The following is a 20,288-nucleotide window of genomic DNA, read 5'->3' on the forward strand; positions in this document are numbered from 1 at the left end:
CGGTGACGAAAGCCGACAAGGGCTTGAAGAACCGCCCAACCTCGGGCACGAAGAGCGTCATGGCAAAGACGACATCCTTCTCCTGCTCGGCCTGCGGCACGACGCATACACGATGGTCCGGGCGCTGCGATGGGTGTGGCGAATGGAACACCATAGTTCAGGACGCGCCCCTTTCGGCTGGCCCGGCCAAAAAATCCCTTGGCGGAAAACGCGGCCAGTCCATTGCACTCACGGATTTGTCGACCGAGGAAACACCGCCGCCCCGCACCCTCTGCGGGGTTGAGGAGCTCGATCGTGTTCTGGGCGGCGGGCTGGTCCCGGCCTCGGCCCTTTTGGTGGGCGGAGACCCCGGCATCGGGAAATCCACCCTGCTGCTGCAAGCCGCAGCGCGTTTTGCACGTGCGGGCGTGAAAACCATCTATGTCTCGGGCGAAGAAGCCAGCGCACAGGTTCGCATGCGGGCCCGCCGTCTGGGGCTTGAGGACGCCCCCGTTCAACTCGCCGCCGAAACCAATCTGCGCGACATCCTCACAACGCTTGAAGCGGAAAAACCCGGTCTGGCCATCATCGACTCGATTCAGACCATGTGGGCAGACAATGTCGACAGCGCACCCGGCTCTGTTTCACAAGTCCGGGCTGCGGCACATGAATTGACCACGTTTGCGAAACGGCACGGTGTTTCGATCATCATGGTTGGCCACGTCACCAAAGAGGGCCAGATCGCCGGCCCTCGCGTGGTCGAACACATGGTTGACACGGTGCTTTATTTCGAGGGCGAGCGCGGCCACCAGTTTCGCATCCTGCGCGCAGTCAAGAACCGCTTTGGCCCGGCGGACGAAATCGGTGTATTCGAAATGACCGGCAAGGGGTTGGCACAAGTCACCAACCCCTCGGCCCTGTTCCTGTCCGAACGCGGCAAACCAAGCCCCGGCTCTGCTGTTTTCGCCGGAATTGAGGGTACCCGCCCCGTGCTGGTCGAATTGCAGGCGCTCGTCGCACCCTCACCTCATTCGCAAGCGCGCCGAACCGTCGTTGGATGGGACAGCGGAAGGCTGGCAATGATCCTCGCAGTGCTCGAAGCGCGCTGCGGCATCCCCTTCGCGGGTCTTGATGTCTATCTGAACGTCGCCGGAGGATTGAAAATCAGCGAACCCGCTGCCGATCTGGCCGTTGCCGCTGCGTTACTGAGCGCACGCGAAGACACGGCCCTTCCCACGGATACGGTCGTTTTCGGAGAAATCTCGCTGTCAGGGGCACTTAGACCGGCCCCACAGACCGAAAACAGGTTGAAAGAAGCGCAAAAACTTGGTTTCACAGCGGCAATTGCTCCGGCAGGTGGCAAAACCGGCACTGTGGCAGGTCTGACACTCACCCGACCCTCTGATTTGGTGGGGTTTGTTGGCGAAACCTTCGGAGCAGGTTAAAGTCGCGCCCCGAGGGGCAGAAAAAGAACAGGCGAGGGCCATGGAAGGTTTTACAATAATTGACGGGGTGGTCGCCCTGATCATCGTGCTGTCGGGCTTGCTGGCCTACTCACGCGGATTCATGCGCGAGGTTCTGGCCATTGCAGGCTGGGTCGCAGCGGCCGTTCTGGCATTCATCTTTGCCCCGCAGGCCGTACCGCTGGTCAAGGAAATCCCGGTGGTCGGAGATTTCCTGCGCGACAGCTGTGAACTGTCGGTGATCACCGGCTTTGCAGCAGTCTTCGCCGTGGCGCTGATCGTGGTCAGCATCTTCACGCCGCTGTTTTCATCGCTGGTCCAGCGCTCGGCTTTGGGCGGCCTGGATCAGGCGCTGGGGCTGTTCTTCGGCATCGCACGCGGCATTCTGCTGGTTGCGATCGCCTTCTTTGTCTATGACACGGTCATGACCGGCCAGTCCTATACAATCGTGGACGAAAGCCGCTCGGCCAAGGTGTTCGAGCAGTTCAGCAGCCAGATTGAAGAACAAAACCCCGAAGCGGCTCTGGGTTGGGTGACTGCACAATATGAAGAGTTGGTCGCCAGCTGCACGGCAGGAAACGAACAACCCGAAACCACGGCACCAGCTGACGGGTAATCTTGGGGTGCATTGCGTGAGGAAAGCCCGGCATCGTCCGGGCTTTTTCGATTCACATATACCCTTCCCCGCCACAAACCGTGCAGCGGATCGTTTTCAGCCCGAAACACCCGTCACACCGGCTGGAAATCGGTTTGCCAAGAATATCGCGGCTTTTGACAACTTCGCCCGCGCCGTTGCAGATCTGACAGGGTGCCCGCCCCATTCCCCGGCACCTGTGGCACCGTTGCTTGATCCGCTCCTGCTTGTTCTGTTGAGGTTTATGTTGCCACATTCCGGCCCTTTGCGTGCTTCACCCATCCTGACTTGCACTTATTGACTGGCATGACAGCACATATGATTGCACATGTCATCTTGTTCCTGACCCTGCCCCGATCCCTGAAATCCCGACCTGCGGCAATAGGTGAGTGGATCCTTTGATGACAGCCACGCCATTAGGCATTATGTGGAGGCCAACCCGCCACGGAATCGGAGCCACCGATCTTGTTCTTTCTGTACGAATGCGCGCTGGTCGTTGTGATGGTCGCCCTATTGGCGTCGTTGTCGCCTGCCACCAAACCGACTGCACGCGCCTTGCAGAGGATCCGATGCCGAACTGCGGTCAATCCTCAGGTCAAATCGTCATAGAAGTTGGAGCCCCGTAAATGTGTGGGATTTTGGGAATCGCAAGCCGGACACATGATGTGTTTGCCGAAATCTATGACGGGCTGCTGATGTTGCAGCACAGGGGTCAGGATGCCTCTGGGATCGTGACCTACAACGGCGAATTCTTCCGCGAAAAGAAGGCCAACGGCCTGGTCAAGGACGTGTTCAATGCCCAGGATGCCGAAAGCCTGTTGGGTCGTGTGGGCATGGGTCATGTGCGCTATCCGACGGCGGGGTCCCTCAGCGCGGCCGAGGCGCAGCCCTTTTTCGTGAACGCCCCCTACGGCATCTATCTGGTTCACAACGGCAACATCACCAATACCGCTGAACAGCGCGAAAAGGTTACCGGCAAATACAGCCGTCACCTGCGCACCACGTCGGATTCTGAAATCCTGCTGAACGTGCTGGCCGACAAAGTGGCGGATGCGATCAAGGTGAATGGCAATCGCGAACCCATCCGCAATCTGTTTGCCGGTGTGAAGATGACGATGGAACGCGTTCAGGGCGCCTATTCCGTGATCTGTCTGGTCGCAGGCGTCGGCATGCTGGCTTTCCGCGATCCGTTTGGCATTCGCCCACTGTCGGTCGCCAAACGCGAAGTGGACGGGGACGGTGATGATTATGCCTTTGCCTCGGAAGACGTGGCCTTTGGCATCAACGGCTTTGAAAAGCTGCGTGACCTTCGCCCGGGTGAGGCAATTCTGATCGATCTGGACGGCAACATGCACGAGTTTCAGGCGGTCGAGGGCAAACTGACGCCCTGCATATTCGAGTATGTCTACCTGGCCCGTCCGGATTCTTTGCTGGACGGTGTTTCGGTTTACAAGACTCAGATGCGCATGGGCCAGACGCTGGCCAAGCAGATTCAGGAGTCGGGGCTGGAAATCGACCGGATCATCCCGGTGCCCGACAGCGCCCGCCCCGTGGCTCTGGAAGCCGCGAAGATCACCGGCATCCCCTATCGCGAAGGGCTGGTGAAAAACCGGTATGTCGGGCGTACGTTCATCATGCCCGGTCAGGCCGAGCGGCAGAAATCCGTCCGCCGCAAGTTGAATGCCGTGCCGCTGGAATTCGACGGCCACAGTGTTCTGCTGATCGACGATTCCATCGTACGGGGCAACACCATCAAGAAGATCGTTCAGATGTGCCGCGATGCCGGGGCCAAGAAGGTCTATGTCGCCAGCGCCTCGCCGCCGGTCAAATACCCCAATGTCTACGGTATAGACATGCCCACCAAGGCCGAGCTGATCGCGAACGGCAAGGACATCGAAGAGATCCGCGAAGAACTGGGGGCGGACGCCCTGTTCTATCAGCACCTGGAAGACCTGATCTGGGCCGCCAAGGAAGGCAATCCCGAGATCGAAGCCTTCGACTGTTCCTGTTTTGACGGCAAATACATCACGGGCAGCGTCAGCGAAGGCTATCTGGACAATCTGGAAAACAGCAGCCGTGTCAGCCAGAAACGCGCTGACATGCAGGTCCCGGGCGGGTCCTGGAATGCGGCAAAACTGGCCTCGGGCTGAGCGGACGATACGGAACTGACATAGTCGGTTTTCCATTCTGAAAAGCGAATCAGAACGGCGGATCGTTCCGGGCAGTCGATGGCTGTCGGTCGGTCCGGTTGCTGTCACGTGATGTGGATGAGTGGAAATTTGCCACAACCAAACGGCGAATTCCACGCATTCACAAGGGCTTTTTTCAAGGGCGCCAAATCGTGATGACACCTGTCCGCGCAGCGCTTTTGTTCGCTTGAGCGTTTTGTTATCCGGCGGCCACCACTCACTCAACAAGGGGTTCCGGGCCATGTCCCGGACCACGGATCATGTCAAACGCCACAGTCAAAAGCGCGGCCACGCAGCGGGGCGCACTGAAGAAGAATTCCGTCTCGGTTCTGGGCGTATTCGGGCCGAAAGCAGACATGCGCGCCCTGATGCGCCTGTCATCAGGCCGTGTAAAAGAGGTCAAACCCGGAAGCCGTGTTGCCTCGGGCACAGTGGTCGCGATTGATGAGCATGGCATCATGCTGCGACAAAGCGGCCAGACCAGGCGTATCGCCATCCCCGGCGGCTGATCACATCTTGACGCCCCGCGCGCGGGGGTTCAAACCGCAGGCATGACCGATACGACCAAAATCGCCCTGATAACCGGGGCCTCTCGCGGGCTGGGCGCTGCGCTGGCCGAAGCCCTGGCGCCCGAATACCACATCGTCGCAGTCGCCCGGACCACTGGCGGGCTGGAAGAACTGGACGATCGCATCAAGGCCAAGGGTGGCTCGGCCACGCTGGCACCGATGGACATCACCGATCCCAACGCGATGGCAACCCTGTGCCGTGGGATCCATGACCGTTGGGGCAAGGTGGATCTGTGGCTGCACACGGCCATTCACACCTCGGCGCTGACGCCGGTACATTTCGTCGACCCCAAGGAATGGACCAAGGCAGTCAACACGAATGCAAACGCAACTTCGGTTCTGATCCCATATGTCTCGCCCCTGCTGGGTGAAAACGGCCACGCTGTGTTTTTCGATGACCCGAAGGCCGGTGAGAAATTCTATGGCATCTACGGCGCCACCAAGGCCGCGCAAATGGCCCTGGCCCGCAGTTGGGCGGCCGAGACCGAACGTACCGGTCCGCGCGTCTCGATCGTGGAACCAGCGCCGATGCCCACCGCCGTGCGTGCCCGGTTCCACCCGGGCGAAGATCGCGACGCGCTGACGAGCACCGCAGATGAGGCCGCCCGGATTCTGGCGCTGCTTTAGGAAATGGCCCTGACGGGCCATGCCTCCGGCGGGGATATTTTTGGCCAGATGAAGCCGGGATCAGGCGATATGAACGCCGCTGCGCCCGGCCAGATCGACGAAGAACTGCCAGGCGACACGGCCCGAACGCGATCCGCGCGTGGCCTGCCATTCAATTGCTTCGGCACGTAGGATTTCGGCGTCGACCGAAACGCCATAGGCCGCGCAATAGCGGTCGATCATGGCAAGGTATTCGTCCTGATCGCAGGGATGGAATCCCAGCCACAATCCGAAGCGGTCGGACAGTGATACCTTTTCCTCGACCGCCTCTGACGGGTTGATGGCGCTGGAGCGTTCGTTTTCAATCATGTCCCGCGGCATCAGGTGGCGGCGGTTCGAGGTCGCGTAGAACACCACGTTTTCCGGGCGACCTTCAATACCGCCATCCAGAACGGCCTTGAGCGATTTGTAATGCTGGTCATCGTGACTGAACGAGAGGTCGTCGCAAAACAGGATGAACCGATAAGGCGCCGTGCGCAGGTGGTTCAGCAGACGCGCGACCGAGCCCATATCCTCGCGCTGTAGCTCCACAAGCTTCAGGCTAGGGTGGTCCGCGCTCAGCGTGCCGTGGACGGCCTTCACGAGGCTGGACTTGCCCATCCCGCGCGCGCCCCACAACAACGCATTATTTGCCTTGTAGCCGGCCGCGAAGCGGCGGGTGTTGTCAAGCAACGTGTCGCGCGACCGATTGATGCCGACCAGCAGATCCAGATCGACGCGATTGACCTGTTCAACCGGTTCCAGGCGTTCCGGTTCCACATGCCAGACAAAGGCCGGGGCCGCATTGAAATCCGGTGTGGCCAAAGGCGCCGGCGCCATGCGCTCCAACGCGGCAGCAATACGGTTCAGGGCTTGGTCGTCCATCGGCTCCTCCGGTCAGATACGGATCGGTTCAAAGCATGTTCTGATTGGCGCAACAAGGCCCGCGAACGAAAAAGGCGCGCCCGGTCGGGGCGCGCCTCGGTTGTTGTTTCAGCAGATTACTTGTCGTCTTCGAATTCCCGCATCAGATCTTCGTCTGCTTCGGCTTCTTCATCGTCATAGTAGCCGTCGGCACGCAACTGCTCTTCCCGTTTCCTTTCAACCCGGGCCACCAGGAAGATCGAGATCTCGTAGAGGCCATAGACCACAACAAAGAGAATAATCTGCGTGATCACGTCCGGAGGCGTCACGATCGCCGCCAGCACCAGAATGCCAACCACCGCATATTTGCGCATGGCCCCCAGACCTTCGGCGCTGACCAGCCCTGCCTTGCCCATCAGGGTCAGAAGAACCGGCAATTGGAAGCACAGCCCAAAGGCCACGATGAACTTGATCGTCAGGTTCAGGTATTCCTGCGCCGAGCCCTGAAACACCACGCTCAGCGGCGCTGTAGTTACTCCATCGGCCACGGCTTCACCTTCAGCCCCGAACTGCTGGAACCCAAGGAAGAAGTCATAGGCCAACGGCGTGACGACGTAGAAAGCAAAGCTTGCGCCCAGAAGGAACATGAAGGGCGAGGCCAGCATGAAAGGCAGAAACGCATTCTTTTCCGACTTGTAGAGGCCCGGAGCCACAAAGCGCCACATCTGCATCCCGATATAGGGAAACGCCAGAATGAACCCGCCAAGCAGCGAGACCTTGATCGCGACAAAGAACCCTTCCTGTGGCGATATGAAGATCAGGCCGCAATCCTGTCCACGCTCATTCAGAACCTCACACAGGGGATTGGTCAGAAAGTTGAAGAGCGGCGTGGCCACCGTAAAGCAGATGATCATCCCGACCAGAAAGGCCACGACGCAGTGGATCAACCGCGTACGCAGCTCGGCCAGATGCTCGATCAATGGGGCCGAGGTATCTTCGATCTCGTCGGTCTTGGTCATGTTTCGCTTTCAGTCTTCAGCGCCGCTTCGGCTTCTTCGGCCTTGGCCAGGGCCTCGGCAGCTTCCTTGGCTTTGCGCTCGGCGGCGGCGCGGGCCGTTGAGGCCTGAATTTTCTTGGCCTGTTCGGCTCGCTCGGCTGCCAGTTTACCGGTTTCGCTGTCAGGATCGAACTTGGTGGGATCCATGCTTTTCGCCATATCCTGCGCGGCTTGTTTCACGCCATCCATGGCCGAGCCAACCGGATTCGCGGCGGCGTTGAGACCTTTCTTGATCTCGTTCACACCGGCCTGATCGGCCGCCTCGTTCATGGCGCTGCTGAATTCGCGTGCCATGCCACGGGCCTTGCCGACAAATCGCCCCACATTGCGGAACAAAACCGGCAGGTCCTTCGGCCCGACGACGATCAGGGCGACAATGCCGATGACCAGAAGTTCGGTCCAGCCCAAGTCAAACATCCGCGCTTACGCCTTGTCTTTCTCGGTTTCAGGCGTGACGTCCTTGGCCAGTTCCGACGCGTCCTGCTCCAGTTCTTCCGAACCGTCTTTGACGCCCTTCTTGAACGCGGTGATGCCTTTGCCGACTTCGCCCATCAGCGAGCTGATCTTGCCGCGGCCAAACAGAACCAGAACCACGACGGCGATCAGCAGAAGACCGGGAAGGCCGATATTGTTGAGCATGTCTCTTCTCCTTTTTCATCGACGCGTATGCGCGCCGGGAATATGAACTGGGACCGTGTTTACGCCTCCAGGCCCTGTCCCAAAAGGGATACGGCACAGATTGAGGGCGAAAATTGACCTCATCTGCAAAAAACTAAGGGCTCGCATTTTCCAACTGACAGGTTTATGTCAGTTGGAAGTGGCTAGAACGACGGTATCGAAACCTGGTCAACGGAGAACCAAATGACCCATGTTGCAGAAATCGTCACCTTCACTCTTGCCAACGGCACCACCCCTGAAGAGTTCGTGAAGCTCAGCCAGGCATCCGAAGCCTTTGTTCGCAGCGCGCCTGGCTTTGCCCACCGGCAGCTTAGTCAGGGCGCAGACGGGCGCTGGACCGACTATGTCGTCTGGACGGACATGAAGGCCGCGCAGGACGCTGCTGCGCAGTTCCCGCAACAGGAATGCGCGGCAGGCATGATGGCGGCCATTGACCCTGAAAGCGTTCAGATGCGCCACGAGGCTGTATTATGGAACATGACTGCCTAGGCGCGGTCCGGACGGCGTGTCATGCGCCGAACTGACCGCCTGTTCGATATCATCCAGATCCTGCGCGATGGCAAACTGCACCGCGCGCAGGACATCGCGGACCGGCTGGAAGTGTCGGTCCGTACCATCTATCGCGACATGGACACACTGGTCGCCTCGGGCGTCCCGGTCGAAGGTGAGCGCGGCGTGGGTTACATGGTGCGCGAGCAGATCACCCTGCCACCGCTGAATCTGACCCCGGCCGAGCTTGAAGCCCTGAACCTCGGCATGGCCATCGTGGCCGAGGCCGCGGATCCAGAGCTGAAAGCCGCCGCGAACTCTCTGGCAGACAAGATCGATGCCGTTCTGCCCACACAGGTTGTGGCCGAAGCCGACAGCTGGAAATTCGCGGTCTACCCTTTTGCCGATGCAGCCCGCGGGCTTGCGCATATGGCTCCGATCCGCGCCGCCATCAAATCACGCCAGAAACTTCGGCTGTCCTACCGCCGCATTGACGGCGTTCTTACCGAACGCACCATCCGTCCGCTTCACATGGAGTATTGGGGCCGCGTCTGGACACTTACCGCATGGTGCGAACTGCGCAACGGTTTCCGCGTCTTCCGTATCGACCTGATCGAATCCGTCTCGCCGCTGCCAGAGATCTTCGCAGACGAACCTGGCAAGCGCCTGAGCGACTACGACCCAAACGCCTGACGCACTTCATCTTTTCAAAAATACTCCCGCCGAAGGCATGGCCCGAAACGGGCCATACGCCCTCATTTCAGGTAGGGATCCGGATCCACCGATTCAAACCCTTTGCGTACCTCGAAATGCACATAGGCATCATCCCCGCCCCTCAACTGCGCCAGCTTTTGTCCACGGCGCACACGATCCCCTTTCTTGACGGTGATGTCATCGACATTGGCATAGACCGTCAGCAGATCGTTTTTGTGTTTGAGAACGATGATCGGCACCTGATCCGCGTCCGCGGTAATCGCCGCAACGGTTCCGGCCTCAGCCGCGTTGACGGCTGTGCCAGGGGCCGCAGCAATGTCGATACCTTCGTTCTTGCCCTTTTTATAGCCGCGGATGATGGTGCCGCTGACCGGCAGCGACATGGCCGAAGATCGCGTGTTCGTCGGGGCTTCGGCCGTCACATCAGGGGCTTCAACCAGCGGCGCGACCTTTTCGTCGGGCAAGGGCTGCGTGGCACTTGGAGGCGTCGGCGTCGGCGATCCCTGCCCCGGCTCGGTTACCTCGGTGGCCGCAACCGGTGCCACAGCAGCGCTTTGACGTGGGGCGGGCTGGTTTTTAACGGGGATCAAAAGAAACTGTCCTTCGCGCACGGTGAAGTCAGACCCAAGGCCGTTCCATTCCGCCAGCGATTCCACCGGCACCTGGTAGAGGCGTGAAATCGTATACGCGGTTTCGCCGCGCTTAACCTTGTGGCGGACTGGTTCCGGCCCGCTTGCGACCGGCGCCGGGGCTGGCTTGGCAGGCTCCAGCGTCGTTGTCCGGACGCCCCCCGTTTCAGGGGCCTGATCAATGGCGGCTCCGGCAACTGATGCGATATCCACGCCGCTGCCTGCACCCACCGAACGCGGCAAGGCGAGAACTTCGCCCTCTCGCAGGGTATCGGTCGTCTGAAGGCCGTTGAACCGCGACAGCTCACCCTCGGGCAGGCCGACACGCGCGGCCACATCGCGCACCGTGTCGCCCCGTCGGGCCACGACAACCTGGTAGTTCGGATAGGTTATCACCCCGCGGCTGTCGGGCGACGGGCGCGACGTTGTTGACGACTGCACTGCATCAGTGGTCGAAAATCCGCCGACCTGACCGCGCAGGTCATAATCCAGTGGCCCTTCACACCCGGCCAGAATGGCCAGAGCGGCCACTCCGGTCGCGCAGCGACGCATAGCTGATTTGGATACTGCACTCATAATTCTGTCCTCAACGCCTGCCCCTGTTGTCCGGGGTTCCGGCGACCAATTTACAAAGCCTGCTACGCCTCGTCCTTGCCAAGCCCCTCAAGCAGGGGCACGAAACGGACCGACGTCAATTCTTCATAGTCCAGACCGGCCTCGGTGCGCGTTACTTTGATCAACTGCTGCACCGTGTCCGACTGACCCACGGGTAAAACCATGATACCCCCGATTTTCAGCTGCGCCAAGAGCGGTCCCGGAGGGTCTTCGGCGGCTGCCGTCACAATGATCCGATCAAACGGAGCCTGTTCCGGCAAGCCAAAGGATCCATCCGACAACATGGCCGTGATATTCGTAAGCCCCAGATCGGCAAACAGCTTTCCTGTCTCGCTGACCAGCCGCCGATGGCGTTCTACCGTATAGACCCGGCGCGCCAGTTTCGACAGGATTGCGGCCTGGTAGCCTGACCCTGTTCCGATCTCGAGCACGGTGTCACGGGGCCGCACGTCCAGCGCCTGCGTCATGAGGCCGACGACCGATGGCTGACTGATCGTCTGACCGCAGGAGATCGGCAATGGCATGTCCTCGTAAGCGCGATCCGCGAACAGGCCGGTGACAAAGCGGCCCCGGTCAACCTGTTCCATTGCCTCCAGAACGCGCGCATCCGTGACCCCCCGTTTGCGCAGGGCAAACAGGAACTGCATCACGGTTTCCGGGTCCAGTCCGCTCATTCGACCGCCTTCAATGCCTCCAGCATGTCATATGCGGTCAAGTCGGCGCGCATCGGTGTGACCGAGATATAGCCTTCCAGATTGACCGCAGCATCCGTTCCCGGCGCTGTCGGGTTATGCTGATAGCCACCCTTGATCCACAGGAAGCGCCGCCCCGAGGGCGAGCTGTGCGGCTCGACCGAAAAATGCGTGTCGCGCCGGAATCCCTGCGCGGCGACGCGCGTACCCAGTACCTCATCTGCCGGAACAGGTGGAAAATTCACGTTGTAAAACAGGCGGTAATCACCCTGCTCCGCCGGATTTGCATCTAGAATGCGCCGGACCAGATCGGCCCCGAACCGAGCGGCAGCTTCGAACGGGTCGTCCAACCCCAGATTTCGCGGGCCGAAATACTGTGACAAGGCAATCGCTGGAATACCTTGCAGCGCCGCTTCCATCGCGCCGCCAATAGTGCCCGAATAAAGCGTGTTCTCGGCCGAGTTGTTGCCCCGGTTCACGCCGGACAGGACCAGATCCGGTGGGCAGTCCGACATCACGTCATGCAACCCCGCCAATACGCAATCCGCGGGCGACCCTTCCGCCGCATATCGCCGTTCGCTCAGCTTGGCGATCATCGTGGGGTGGGTGTAACTGATGCAATGCCCGACGCCGGATTGTTCGAAGGCAGGTGCGACAACCCAAACCTCGCCATCAGGCCCTGCCAGTTCGGCAGCGATTGCCTCCAGCGTGATCAAGCCCGGAGCGTTGATCCCGTCGTCATTGGTCAGAAGAATACGCATTTGCCCGATTTACCCCCGCGTTTGGCCCTTGATAGACCCAGCCCCGCGATGCGGCAAGCGACGTGGACCTGCAATCTGAGGCTTTCGCGCACCACTTGCACGGAAATCGAGAGGTCAACTCTGCGCCCCGGGGAAAACGAAACACTTGTCACGACGAATGGTCAGCCACATGACACGGCCCGGATTGGGCACAAAGACATTCGGAACCGTCGCCCTGAGGACCGAGCCGTCGTAATCCATGCGAAACTCGACCAGGCTTTCATTTCCCAGAAAACGCGCGCGTTCGACCACGCCCCGCGCCGCAACGCCATCAGTCGCGGTCGGCAATGGGCCTTTGCCGTTGCGATCGAAATCCAGTTTGACGTGCTGGGGGCGGAAGACGATCTCGACATCCGTTCCATCCGGAATACCCGGCGCCAGAAACTGGCCGAACGGCGTGTCGGCCAGCGCTCCGTTTACCTGCGCTTGCAGCACATTGATATCACTGAAAAACGCCACGGCCGCCTTGTCCGCTGGCCGGGTGTAGACGTTGTAGGGCGCGCCCTGCTGGACGATCTTGCCGCGCCGCATCAGCGCGATCTCGTCCGCCATCCGCATTGCCTCTTCCGGCTCGTGCGTGACCAGCAGGACAGCCGCATCCTCTTCCTTGAGAATGGACAGCGTCTCGTCCCGAATACCGTCGCGCAGACGGTTGTCGAGGCCCGAAAAGGGCTCGTCCATCAGCATGATCCGGGGCCGTGGCGCCAAAGCGCGGGCCAGGGCCACGCGTTGCTGCTCGCCGCCCGACAACTGATGTGGGAAACCGTCGATGAACCGCATCAGGTCCACTTTGCGCAGCAGTTCCTCGACCCGGGCACGTTTCTCGTCCTTGCTGCCCTTCAGGCCAAAGGCCACGTTGTTGGCCACGCTCAGATGAGGAAACAGCGCAAAGTCCTGAAACATCAACCCGATCTCGCGCCGCTCTGGCGGCACCCGAAACACGGTGTCGCAGATCAGCTTGCCATCGACGTAGATCTCGCCCGAGTCCTGCATCTCGACCCCGGCAATCATGCGAAGGGTGGTGGATTTCCCGCAACCTGACGGCCCCAGCAAACAGGTCACTTTGCCGGCCTGCACGGTCAATGACACGTCATCCACGACGACCCGCCCTTCGAACCGGCGAACAATGTTGCGAATTTCCAGACGCGGAGGAGTTGCGTTACCTGTCACCGATGGACCCCATTGCCTTTCCCGATCAAATCCATCGGGCTTGGGCGGGGATAGCAACCCCGCCCCTCAGGTGCAAGGGATCAGCAGCAACCGCCGGATGATATCGTTTCGCCTGTGGCCTCGAACGGGCTTTCACCGCCGCAGCCCTCGAAAACACCGAAGTGGGTAGAGAAATCGCCGATAAAGTCGAAATGGCGGCCAAACCGCGTGTCCCGCAGCATCATCCAGGTATTGCCGCAGACCGGAAAGACCTTGCCGGTTTCGATAACGTGGTGATCATCCAGAACAAACGCATGCGGGGCGTTGGGAACAGTGCCTTTGTAGATCACCGCCTGACCGTAATCCTCACAGGCCGGTTCCAGCGCCGGCAGCTTGAACAGACGATAGGTCGCCGACAGGAATCTGAGCGGGGCTACACGTTCTTCCAGCGCAGGGTTCTCGATGATCAGCGGGCGGTGCGTCACCCGGCGCGGATCGCCGAAACCCGCTTTGCGCGCCATCGACAGGAAGTCGTTCCAGTACAATGCACCCGACAGGCACTCGCCATACAGAACCTCATCCTCGGCCATCGCCTGCGGGACGCGGCGGTCGGCATAGACGTCCGAGAAATACATCTCGCCACCTTCTTTCAGCAACCGATGCGCGCCGCGCAGCACGGCTTCCTTGTCGGTCGCCAGGTTGATGACGCAATTCGACACGATGATGTCAAACGATCCGGGCTCCAGATCCAGGTCCTCCAGCTTCTCGATATAGCCGTGATGGAATTCCACATTGCTTTTGGCGTGCCCAAACGCCTTGGCGTGATAGTCCTGATGCGCGCGGGCAACATCCAGTTGTTCGGGCGTCATGTCGACCCCAACCACCCGGCCCTTTTCGCCGACCATGGCAGACAACGCATAGACGTCGCGCCCCGCCCCGCAGCCAAGATCGAGAACCGACATGCCCTCGAGATCCAGCGGCGCGATCAGACCGCAGCCGTAATACCGGGTCAGCACATCGTCATGGATCCTGGACAATATCCGCTTGAGATGATCCGGCATGTCGTCAGGCGTGCAGCAGGCGTTGGTCTGCAAATCCGCACTGCTTTGCAGGACTTCACCATAATAATTCTGCACCGATTCATGCTTCATCGCGGTCTTCCCCTTGCAAGTGGCTGCATCGCAGCTAATCCAGAGATCCGCGGTTCGCAATCCGGGTAAGGCGCTTCTGACAAAAGTGTGAGCCTTCTGGCGGGGCTTCACGCCAGCAGCTCGAAATCCACACCGGCGCGGATATTGCCATTCACCTGAACTTCAAGCCGATGCGCTCCGGGCACCAGTTTGAAAGTCGTGGCATCGCCTTTCAGCTTGTGACGCTTGTCGAGATTGAGCTTGCCGCCTGTCAGGGTCGCCTGTTTCAACTTATGCACCTTGGCCGAGGTTTTCCCTCCAGGGCGTTGAAAGTGAATGATATAATCCACCAGGACGAGCTGTTCATCTTCTCCTCTCAAACCGACTGAAAACTCCAATGCGCCGCCAATGCGGGCTTGGGATTTCAGGTCAATCGTTACTGCAACATCGGCATCCGGGTTAAATCCCAGCATTTTCATTGCCTCTGGATGCCCCGCCTTGACCAGTCCGCGCAGCGCATGGGAAGTCATCCAATCCAGCTCTGCCGTGGTCTGTCGCGCTTCGGTGCGCCACTTGTCCAGACGTCCCAGCACCAGGCCGGGGTCTTTCTTGGTGATGTCATTCAGATGGTTGGCCACTGACCGCGTGACATACCGGGTGGAATCCCCGTGCAATCGGTCCAACAGCGGCAACGGGTCCGTCAAACCCAGACCGATGCCCTGCCCCCATGGCAGACGGGGCCGCGTTCCCTCGCTGACCAATCGGCGCACGTGATAGCTGCCGTGGGTGCACCAGTCGTGCATCCGCTCAAGCACCCCGTCAGGGGCCTGGTTCAGAAAAGGCCGAATGGCCCATTCCATCGAAAACCTCTGCGTCAGCTCCTCCAACACATCCAGAGACAGATCAACGTGATCCAGCCCGATGGACGCGACCCATTCGCCCAGCGGCGCGAAAATGAAATCGCCGAAGTCATCATCCGATCTGGCTGGGTCCAGCGGCGGTGGCAAAGCTCGCAAAATCACCGGGGCGACTGTTGGCAAGTCACCCGGCAGGGCCTGTTGCAGACATGTCGCGATCCAGGCCATACGCTCTTTCAGTTCCAGTTCAGGCAAGCGCGACATGACCTGTGCCTGAAACGCAGAGGCGTCGAAACCCGGTTCAGCGTCCAAGAACAAGTCGCTGAGAAAGCGGACTTTCTCAGCATTGAACAACTGATCTTTCAACGAAAACCCCTGCGCCATGATCACATCGTCAGGTTGGTCGCACCGCCGTCCAGCAGGATGTTCTGGCCGACGATGAAGCCCGCATGTTGCGAACACAGAAACGCGCAGGTGGCACCAAACTCCTGCCGCGACCCATAGCGTCGGACCGGGATCGTCGCCGCACGGTTGGCGCGTGCTTCGTCGATCGAAATACCCTGTTGCGCCGCCACACCGCTGTCCAGAGAATCCGCCCGGTCCGTGGCATGAATACCCGGAAGCAGGTTGTTGATGGTCACCCCGTGTGGCGCCACCTGACGCGAGGTTCCGGCCACATAGCCCGTCAGACCTGTACGCGCCGCATTCGACAGGCCCAGAACCGCAATCGGCGCACGCACGGATTGCGAGGTGATATTCACCACCCGGCCCCACCCCTTTTCCATCATCGACGGCAACAGCGCCTTCATGAACGCAATCGGCGTCAGCATGTTGGCATCCAGCGCCTTGATGAAATCATCGCGCTCCCAGTCCGACCACAGGCCCGGCGGCGGTCCACCGGCATTTGTCACAAGAATATCAACGCCCTGCGCGGCCTCGATCACCTGTGCCTGGCCTTCTGGCGTGGTCACGTCGCAGGCCACGATCTGCACCTCGACGCCGTGTTCTGACCGCAGGCGCGCGGCCTCAGCCTCCAACGCCTCGGGGCCGCGTGCGTTCATCACCAGATTCACGCCAGCCGCGGCCAGCGCCTCGGCGCACCCAAGACCCAATCCCTTGCTGCTGGCACAGACCAGCGCGCGCTTTCCTTGAATTCCCAGATCCATCGGGTCCTCCCTGTCAGTCATTGCCGCATGTCTAGCACCGGCCAGACAGGGAAGACCAGAAACGGATCGTCGATCAATAGAAGAACTCCTCCCGGACGATCTTGCCGTCAGCGACGTGATAGACACCCACTTCGCGCATATCGAACGCCTCGCCGGTTTCTTTCACCTTGCCCTGCACTTCGAAAATCACGGCAAAACGGTCTTCGCCATGGGGAAACGGGTCGCTGACAGACGCAGCAGAAACCTCATGGGCGCTTTCCCACCACTCGTGCTTGCCACGGATGGCTTCGACCCCTTTGGTTTCCCGACCCATTCCCTGAAAATCCTGCCCTTCGACCGAAACGGCATCCGGCGCATACAGCTTGGACAGGTTTTCCTTGGCCCGGTCTTCCCGGCAACCGGCCACCAGTTCATCTGCAATCTCTTTCAAATTCATTGATCCACTCCATCTTTTGTTCACTATATGTTCTTATTGCCACAGCCGTATGATTCGAACCAGCCCCTTTGTCTTGCTTCGGCAGGATTCCCCGCATATACGCGCGCTCATGCTTGATACCTCGAACCAACCCACCCTGCCGCCCGAGATCGCCCGGCGCCGGACATTCGCCATCATCTCTCACCCGGATGCGGGCAAGACGACGCTGACGGAAAAGTTCCTGCTGTACGGGGGTGCAATCCAGATGGCCGGTCAGGTCCGTGCCAAGGGCGAGGCGCGGCGGACCCGGTCGGACTTCATGCAGATGGAGAAGGATCGCGGTATCTCGGTCTCGGCTTCTGCGATGTCGTTCGACTATGGGAACTTCCGGTTCAACCTGGTGGATACACCCGGCCACAGCGATTTCTCGGAAGACACCTATCGCACGCTGACAGCCGTAGACGCGGCCGTCATGGTGATCGACGGCGCTAAAGGTGTGGAAAGCCAGACGCAGAAACTGTTCGAGGTCTGCCGCCTGCGCGATCTGCCGATCCTGACCTTCTGCAACAAAATGGACCGCGAAAGCCGCGACACGTTCGAGATCATCGACGAAATCCAGGAAATGCTGGCCATCGACGTCACGCCCGCCGCCTGGCCCATCGGCGTGGGGCGCGATTTCATCGGCTGCTATGACATGCTGCGCGACCGGCTTGAACTGATGGATCGCGCCGACCGCAACAAGGTGGCCGAAAGCATCGAAATCAACGGGCTGGACGACCCCAAACTGGCGGAACACGTGCCCGAGCATTTGCTGGACAAACTGCTGGAAGAGGTCGAGATGGCCCGCGAGCTGCTGCCCGCACTTGACCCGCAGGCGGTGCTGGAAGGCCACATGACACCGATCTGGTTCGGTTCGGCCATCAACTCGTTCGGCGTCAAGGAATTGATGGAAGGCATCGGCGCCTATGGCCCGCAGCCACAGGTTCAATCCGCCGAACCGCGCCAGATATCCCCGGATGAAAAGAAAGTCGCAGGGTTTGTTTTCAAGGTTCAGGCCAACATGGACCCCAAGCACCGCGACCGGGTGGCGTTTGTCCGCATGGCCAGCGGTCACTTCAAGCGTGGCATGAAGCTGACTCATGTGCGCAGCAAGAAACCGATGGCGATCTCGAACCCGGTTCTGTTCCTGGCCTCTGACCGCGAACTGGCGGAAGAGGCCTGGGCCGGAGATATCATCGGCATTCCCAACCACGGGCAACTGCGCATCGGCGACACGCTGACCGAAGGCGAAGCGCTGCGGGTGACCGGCATCCCGTCGTTTGCGCCGGAACTGCTGCAAGGCGTCCGCGCCGGCGATCCGATGAAGGCCAAGCATCTGGAAAAAGCCCTGATGCAGTTCGCCGAAGAAGGTGCGGCCAAGGTGTTCAAGCCTTCGATCGGTTCGGGCTTTATCGTGGGGGTCGTGGGCGCGTTGCAGTTCGAAGTGCTCGCCAGCCGGATCGAGATGGAATATGGCCTGCCGGTGCGGTTCGAGGCCTCGCAGTTCACCTCGGCGCGTTGGGTCAGCGGTGACAAGGCAGAAGTCGAAAAATTCGTGAATGCCAACAAACAGCACATCGCCCATGACCATGACGGCGACATTGTCTATCTGACCCGCCTGCAATGGGATATCGACCGGGTGATCCGTGACTATCCCGCGCTGAACCTGACTGCGACAAAAGAGATGATGACCTGAGGCAACTGTCTGATTGCACAGGCAGGTTTGGCTGTGCAATCCTGCCCGCATGAGTGACGACGAACTGACCTATCCCGGTGGCCTGCCCGACATGCTGGACAGCTATGAGAACCGGCGCAGCCCGTTTCAGTTCGGCACCCTGACCCTGCCCGGGCCTGACGTCGATCTGGATGATCTGGCCAAACGCATCGTGCCCGACAGCGCCACCGAATTGCCGCCCGGGCGCAACACCACCTGGGATCGCAAACACGTTCAGATCGCGCGGGAATTCGTCGGGAAATCAGAGCTTGCCTTCCTGAACGCCCAGCTGATCTCGAACCTCAGAAAACGCTCCTTTCCGCGTCAGGCCCCTGCGCTGTTCTGCCGGTTGTGGGACGAACAATCCGACCATCTTCTTTCCGTCCTCGACCTTCGTTGGCTGGTGTCTTCTGTTCAGACCTTTGCAGATCACGGTCAGACCCCGACACAGCGCGAGGTCGGACATGCTTTGCGCGTGTTCTTCAGCATGATGAAGCTGTATGAGTTCGAGCGGCTCTTCTCGGGGCTGGCCCCGGAAACGCCGTTTCAGTTCAAGGACAGGAACCACGTGCCGCTGCCCTATCAGATGAAAGGCTTTTCCTTCGAAAAGGGCGGGCTTGACGTCAATCTCATCGCTCCGATCTGGACCAGGGCGATGAATGATCCCACGATTGCGCCGCTGGTGGATCACCTGATGATCCAATTGAACAAGGACCCAGGCGGAATTTTTCGACGCCTGAAACGCATGCGCGACGCCCGCGCACCGCGCAAATGACCACCTGGGGCATTGTCTCCATGGTCCGGGGGCCAACCGAAGACGTCCTTCGGTTCGTGGCCCATCACCTCGAACTGGGGGCGGATTCCATGTATATCTACATGGACGAACCCAACCGCCGCACGTTCAGAGCACTGAGAATGCACCCCAAGGTTCGGGTTCGTAACTGTGATGACGCCTTTTGGGAAAAACGCGGACGCGCACGACCGGAAAAGCATCAGGTGCGCCAGTCGGTTCATGCCACTTTTGCCTATCGAAACACTCGGCTGGATTGGTTGACACATATCGATGTGGATGAGTTTCTTTGGCCGGCGGCCCCCATTTCCGATATTCTGCGCGATGTTCCAGACACGGTTCCCGCGGTGCGTGTCCGCCCGTTAGAAGCCTTGGCCGGGGGCGATGACCTGTACAAAGCTCATATCCCGCATGGCCCGAACCGCGAAGCGCTGGTCGAGACCATTTACCCGAATTACGGCGCCTTCGTCATGGGCGGTTTCCTGAGTCACGTGCAGGGAAAGCTGTTCGTGCGCACCGGCTTGAAAAACCTGAGCATCCGCATCCACAACCTGTTTCAGAACAAGGCGCTGCTGCCGTGCAAATACGAGCTTCCCCAGATCGATCTGTGCCATCGTCATGCCCCGGACTGGAATCACTGGATAGCGCATTACCAGTTCCGCATGGATCGTGGCTCGTATCAGGCCGGCATGGCTCCGAATGTTCCGCGCGAACAGGGAGGGCTGAGCAAGAATGAACTGCTCAACTGGATCGAGGCCGAACACGGCATGGACGGGCTGCGTGCGTTCTACAATGAAATGAGCGGCGCGGACGCACAGGTGCGCGCCAACCTGGAACGCCACGGCCTGCTGCGCCACCGCCCTTTGAACCTGGACGAAAAGCTGGAGAAACACTTTCCCGGAAGTTGCTGAATTGTTGCTGAAATTCACCGCAGGCGACAGGCAGGCACAGGTGAAATTCTCTTCATTTGACCCCGGCCAACGTTTTTGTTATGTCCGCGTACAAGCCGAA

General features: G+C 59.9%; 22 protein-coding genes. 10 read left to right on the plus strand and 12 right to left on the minus strand.

Annotated elements, in window-relative coordinates; all coding sequences use genetic code 11:
* Positions 1–59 precede the first annotated feature (59 nt).
* The 5 genes from radA (at position 60) to AC2FF8_RS01870 (ending at position 5,461) form a co-directional block, all read left to right on the plus strand.
* Positions 60–1,424 (plus strand): DNA repair protein RadA, encoded by a 1,365-nt coding sequence (radA, locus tag AC2FF8_RS01850; protein ID WP_480684156.1) that lies wholly within the window; start codon positions 60–62, stop codon positions 1,422–1,424.
* A gap of 40 nt (positions 1,425–1,464) precedes the next feature.
* Positions 1,465–2,058: a CvpA family protein gene (locus AC2FF8_RS01855; protein ID WP_170344077.1), complete on the plus strand. Its 594-nt coding sequence runs from the start codon at positions 1,465–1,467 to the stop codon at positions 2,056–2,058.
* A 644-nt stretch (positions 2,059–2,702) separates the two neighbouring features.
* Positions 2,703–4,226, plus strand: a complete 1,524-nt coding sequence (purF, locus tag AC2FF8_RS01860) for an amidophosphoribosyltransferase (protein WP_257598839.1) — start codon at positions 2,703–2,705, stop codon at positions 4,224–4,226.
* Between the two features lie 299 nt (positions 4,227–4,525).
* Positions 4,526–4,774: a hypothetical protein gene (locus tag AC2FF8_RS01865; RefSeq protein WP_170344074.1), complete on the plus strand. Its 249-nt coding sequence runs from the start codon at positions 4,526–4,528 to the stop codon at positions 4,772–4,774.
* A gap of 42 nt (positions 4,775–4,816) precedes the next feature.
* Entirely contained in the window at positions 4,817–5,461 is a 645-nt protein-coding gene (locus AC2FF8_RS01870; protein ID WP_170344073.1) for an SDR family NAD(P)-dependent oxidoreductase, read from the plus strand.
* 60 nt (positions 5,462–5,521) lie between these two features.
* Here the strand turns inward: AC2FF8_RS01870 and AC2FF8_RS01875 are convergent, their stop codons facing one another.
* The 4 genes from AC2FF8_RS01875 to AC2FF8_RS01890 all read right to left on the minus strand — a co-directional run bounded on the left by AC2FF8_RS01875 (position 5,522) and on the right by AC2FF8_RS01890 (position 8,039).
* The gene (locus AC2FF8_RS01875; protein WP_496878793.1) at positions 5,522–6,364 is read right to left on the minus strand and encodes an ATP-binding protein; all 843 of its coding nucleotides are present in this window, start codon (positions 6,362–6,364) and stop codon (positions 5,522–5,524) included.
* Between the two features lie 116 nt (positions 6,365–6,480).
* Complete coding sequence (gene tatC, locus AC2FF8_RS01880; protein ID WP_170344071.1) at positions 6,481–7,362, minus strand: twin-arginine translocase subunit TatC; 882 nt, start codon at positions 7,360–7,362, stop codon at positions 6,481–6,483.
* Complete coding sequence (gene tatB, locus AC2FF8_RS01885; protein ID WP_496878794.1) at positions 7,359–7,817, minus strand: Sec-independent protein translocase protein TatB; 459 nt, start codon at positions 7,815–7,817, stop codon at positions 7,359–7,361. Before tatB ends, tatC begins: the two co-directional genes overlap by 4 nt.
* Before the next feature lie 6 nt (positions 7,818–7,823).
* Positions 7,824–8,039, minus strand: coding sequence for a twin-arginine translocase TatA/TatE family subunit (locus AC2FF8_RS01890; protein ID WP_152458176.1), 216 nt, complete (start codon positions 8,037–8,039; stop codon positions 7,824–7,826).
* Positions 8,040–8,261: 222 nt separating this feature from the next.
* Here AC2FF8_RS01890 and AC2FF8_RS01895 point away from each other — a divergent pair, with 222 nt between their 5' ends.
* Positions 8,262–8,567 (plus strand): hypothetical protein, encoded by a 306-nt coding sequence (locus AC2FF8_RS01895; RefSeq protein ID WP_496878795.1) that lies wholly within the window; start codon positions 8,262–8,264, stop codon positions 8,565–8,567.
* A 21-nt stretch (positions 8,568–8,588) separates the two neighbouring features.
* Complete coding sequence (locus tag AC2FF8_RS01900) at positions 8,589–9,260, plus strand: helix-turn-helix transcriptional regulator (RefSeq protein ID WP_170344069.1); 672 nt, start codon at positions 8,589–8,591, stop codon at positions 9,258–9,260.
* Positions 9,261–9,322: 62 nt separating this feature from the next.
* Here the strand turns inward: AC2FF8_RS01900 and AC2FF8_RS01905 are convergent, their stop codons facing one another.
* The 8 genes from AC2FF8_RS01905 to AC2FF8_RS01940 form a co-directional block, all read right to left on the minus strand.
* Positions 9,323–10,486 carry a LysM peptidoglycan-binding domain-containing protein gene (locus AC2FF8_RS01905; protein ID WP_257598841.1) on the minus strand — a complete coding sequence of 388 codons (1,164 nt, stop codon included), beginning with the start codon at positions 10,484–10,486 and terminating at the stop codon, positions 9,323–9,325.
* Between the two features lie 62 nt (positions 10,487–10,548).
* The gene (locus tag AC2FF8_RS01910) at positions 10,549–11,199 is read right to left on the minus strand and encodes a protein-L-isoaspartate(D-aspartate) O-methyltransferase (RefSeq protein ID WP_152458180.1); all 651 of its coding nucleotides are present in this window, start codon (positions 11,197–11,199) and stop codon (positions 10,549–10,551) included.
* On the minus strand, positions 11,196–11,978 hold the full coding sequence (gene surE / locus AC2FF8_RS01915; RefSeq protein WP_496878796.1) for a 5'/3'-nucleotidase SurE: 783 nt from the start codon (positions 11,976–11,978) through the stop codon (positions 11,196–11,198). Before surE ends, AC2FF8_RS01910 begins: the two co-directional genes overlap by 4 nt.
* 114 nt (positions 11,979–12,092) lie before the next feature.
* A complete protein-coding gene (locus AC2FF8_RS01920; protein ID WP_170344066.1) occupies positions 12,093–13,187 on the minus strand; it encodes an ABC transporter ATP-binding protein in 1,095 nt (364 codons plus the stop codon).
* Positions 13,188–13,267: 80 nt separating this feature from the next.
* Positions 13,268–14,317 (minus strand): methyltransferase domain-containing protein, encoded by a 1,050-nt coding sequence (locus AC2FF8_RS01925; protein WP_496878797.1) that lies wholly within the window; start codon positions 14,315–14,317, stop codon positions 13,268–13,270.
* 107 nt (positions 14,318–14,424) lie between these two features.
* On the minus strand, positions 14,425–15,537 hold the full coding sequence (locus tag AC2FF8_RS01930; protein ID WP_496878798.1) for a YhaZ family DNA alkylation repair protein: 1,113 nt from the start codon (positions 15,535–15,537) through the stop codon (positions 14,425–14,427).
* 2 nt (positions 15,538–15,539) lie between these two features.
* On the minus strand, positions 15,540–16,319 hold the full coding sequence (locus AC2FF8_RS01935; protein WP_496879264.1) for an SDR family oxidoreductase: 780 nt from the start codon (positions 16,317–16,319) through the stop codon (positions 15,540–15,542).
* A gap of 73 nt (positions 16,320–16,392) precedes the next feature.
* A complete protein-coding gene (locus tag AC2FF8_RS01940) occupies positions 16,393–16,755 on the minus strand; it encodes a nuclear transport factor 2 family protein (protein ID WP_170344063.1) in 363 nt (120 codons plus the stop codon).
* A gap of 109 nt (positions 16,756–16,864) precedes the next feature.
* Between AC2FF8_RS01940 and AC2FF8_RS01945 the strand changes: the two genes are divergently transcribed.
* The 3 genes from AC2FF8_RS01945 to AC2FF8_RS01955 are packed head-to-tail and all read left to right on the plus strand — an operon-like array spanning position 16,865 to position 20,188.
* A complete protein-coding gene (locus tag AC2FF8_RS01945; protein ID WP_257598845.1) occupies positions 16,865–18,469 on the plus strand; it encodes a peptide chain release factor 3 in 1,605 nt (534 codons plus the stop codon).
* 49 nt (positions 18,470–18,518) lie between these two features.
* Complete coding sequence (locus AC2FF8_RS01950; RefSeq protein ID WP_257598846.1) at positions 18,519–19,262, plus strand: hypothetical protein; 744 nt, start codon at positions 18,519–18,521, stop codon at positions 19,260–19,262.
* A complete protein-coding gene (locus AC2FF8_RS01955) occupies positions 19,259–20,188 on the plus strand; it encodes a glycosyltransferase family 2 protein (protein ID WP_496878799.1) in 930 nt (309 codons plus the stop codon). The genes AC2FF8_RS01950 and AC2FF8_RS01955 overlap by 4 nt, the downstream gene beginning before the upstream one ends.
* Positions 20,189–20,288: the final 100 nt, after the last annotated feature.

This window comes from Ruegeria sp. YTSA144, assembly GCF_059610125.1.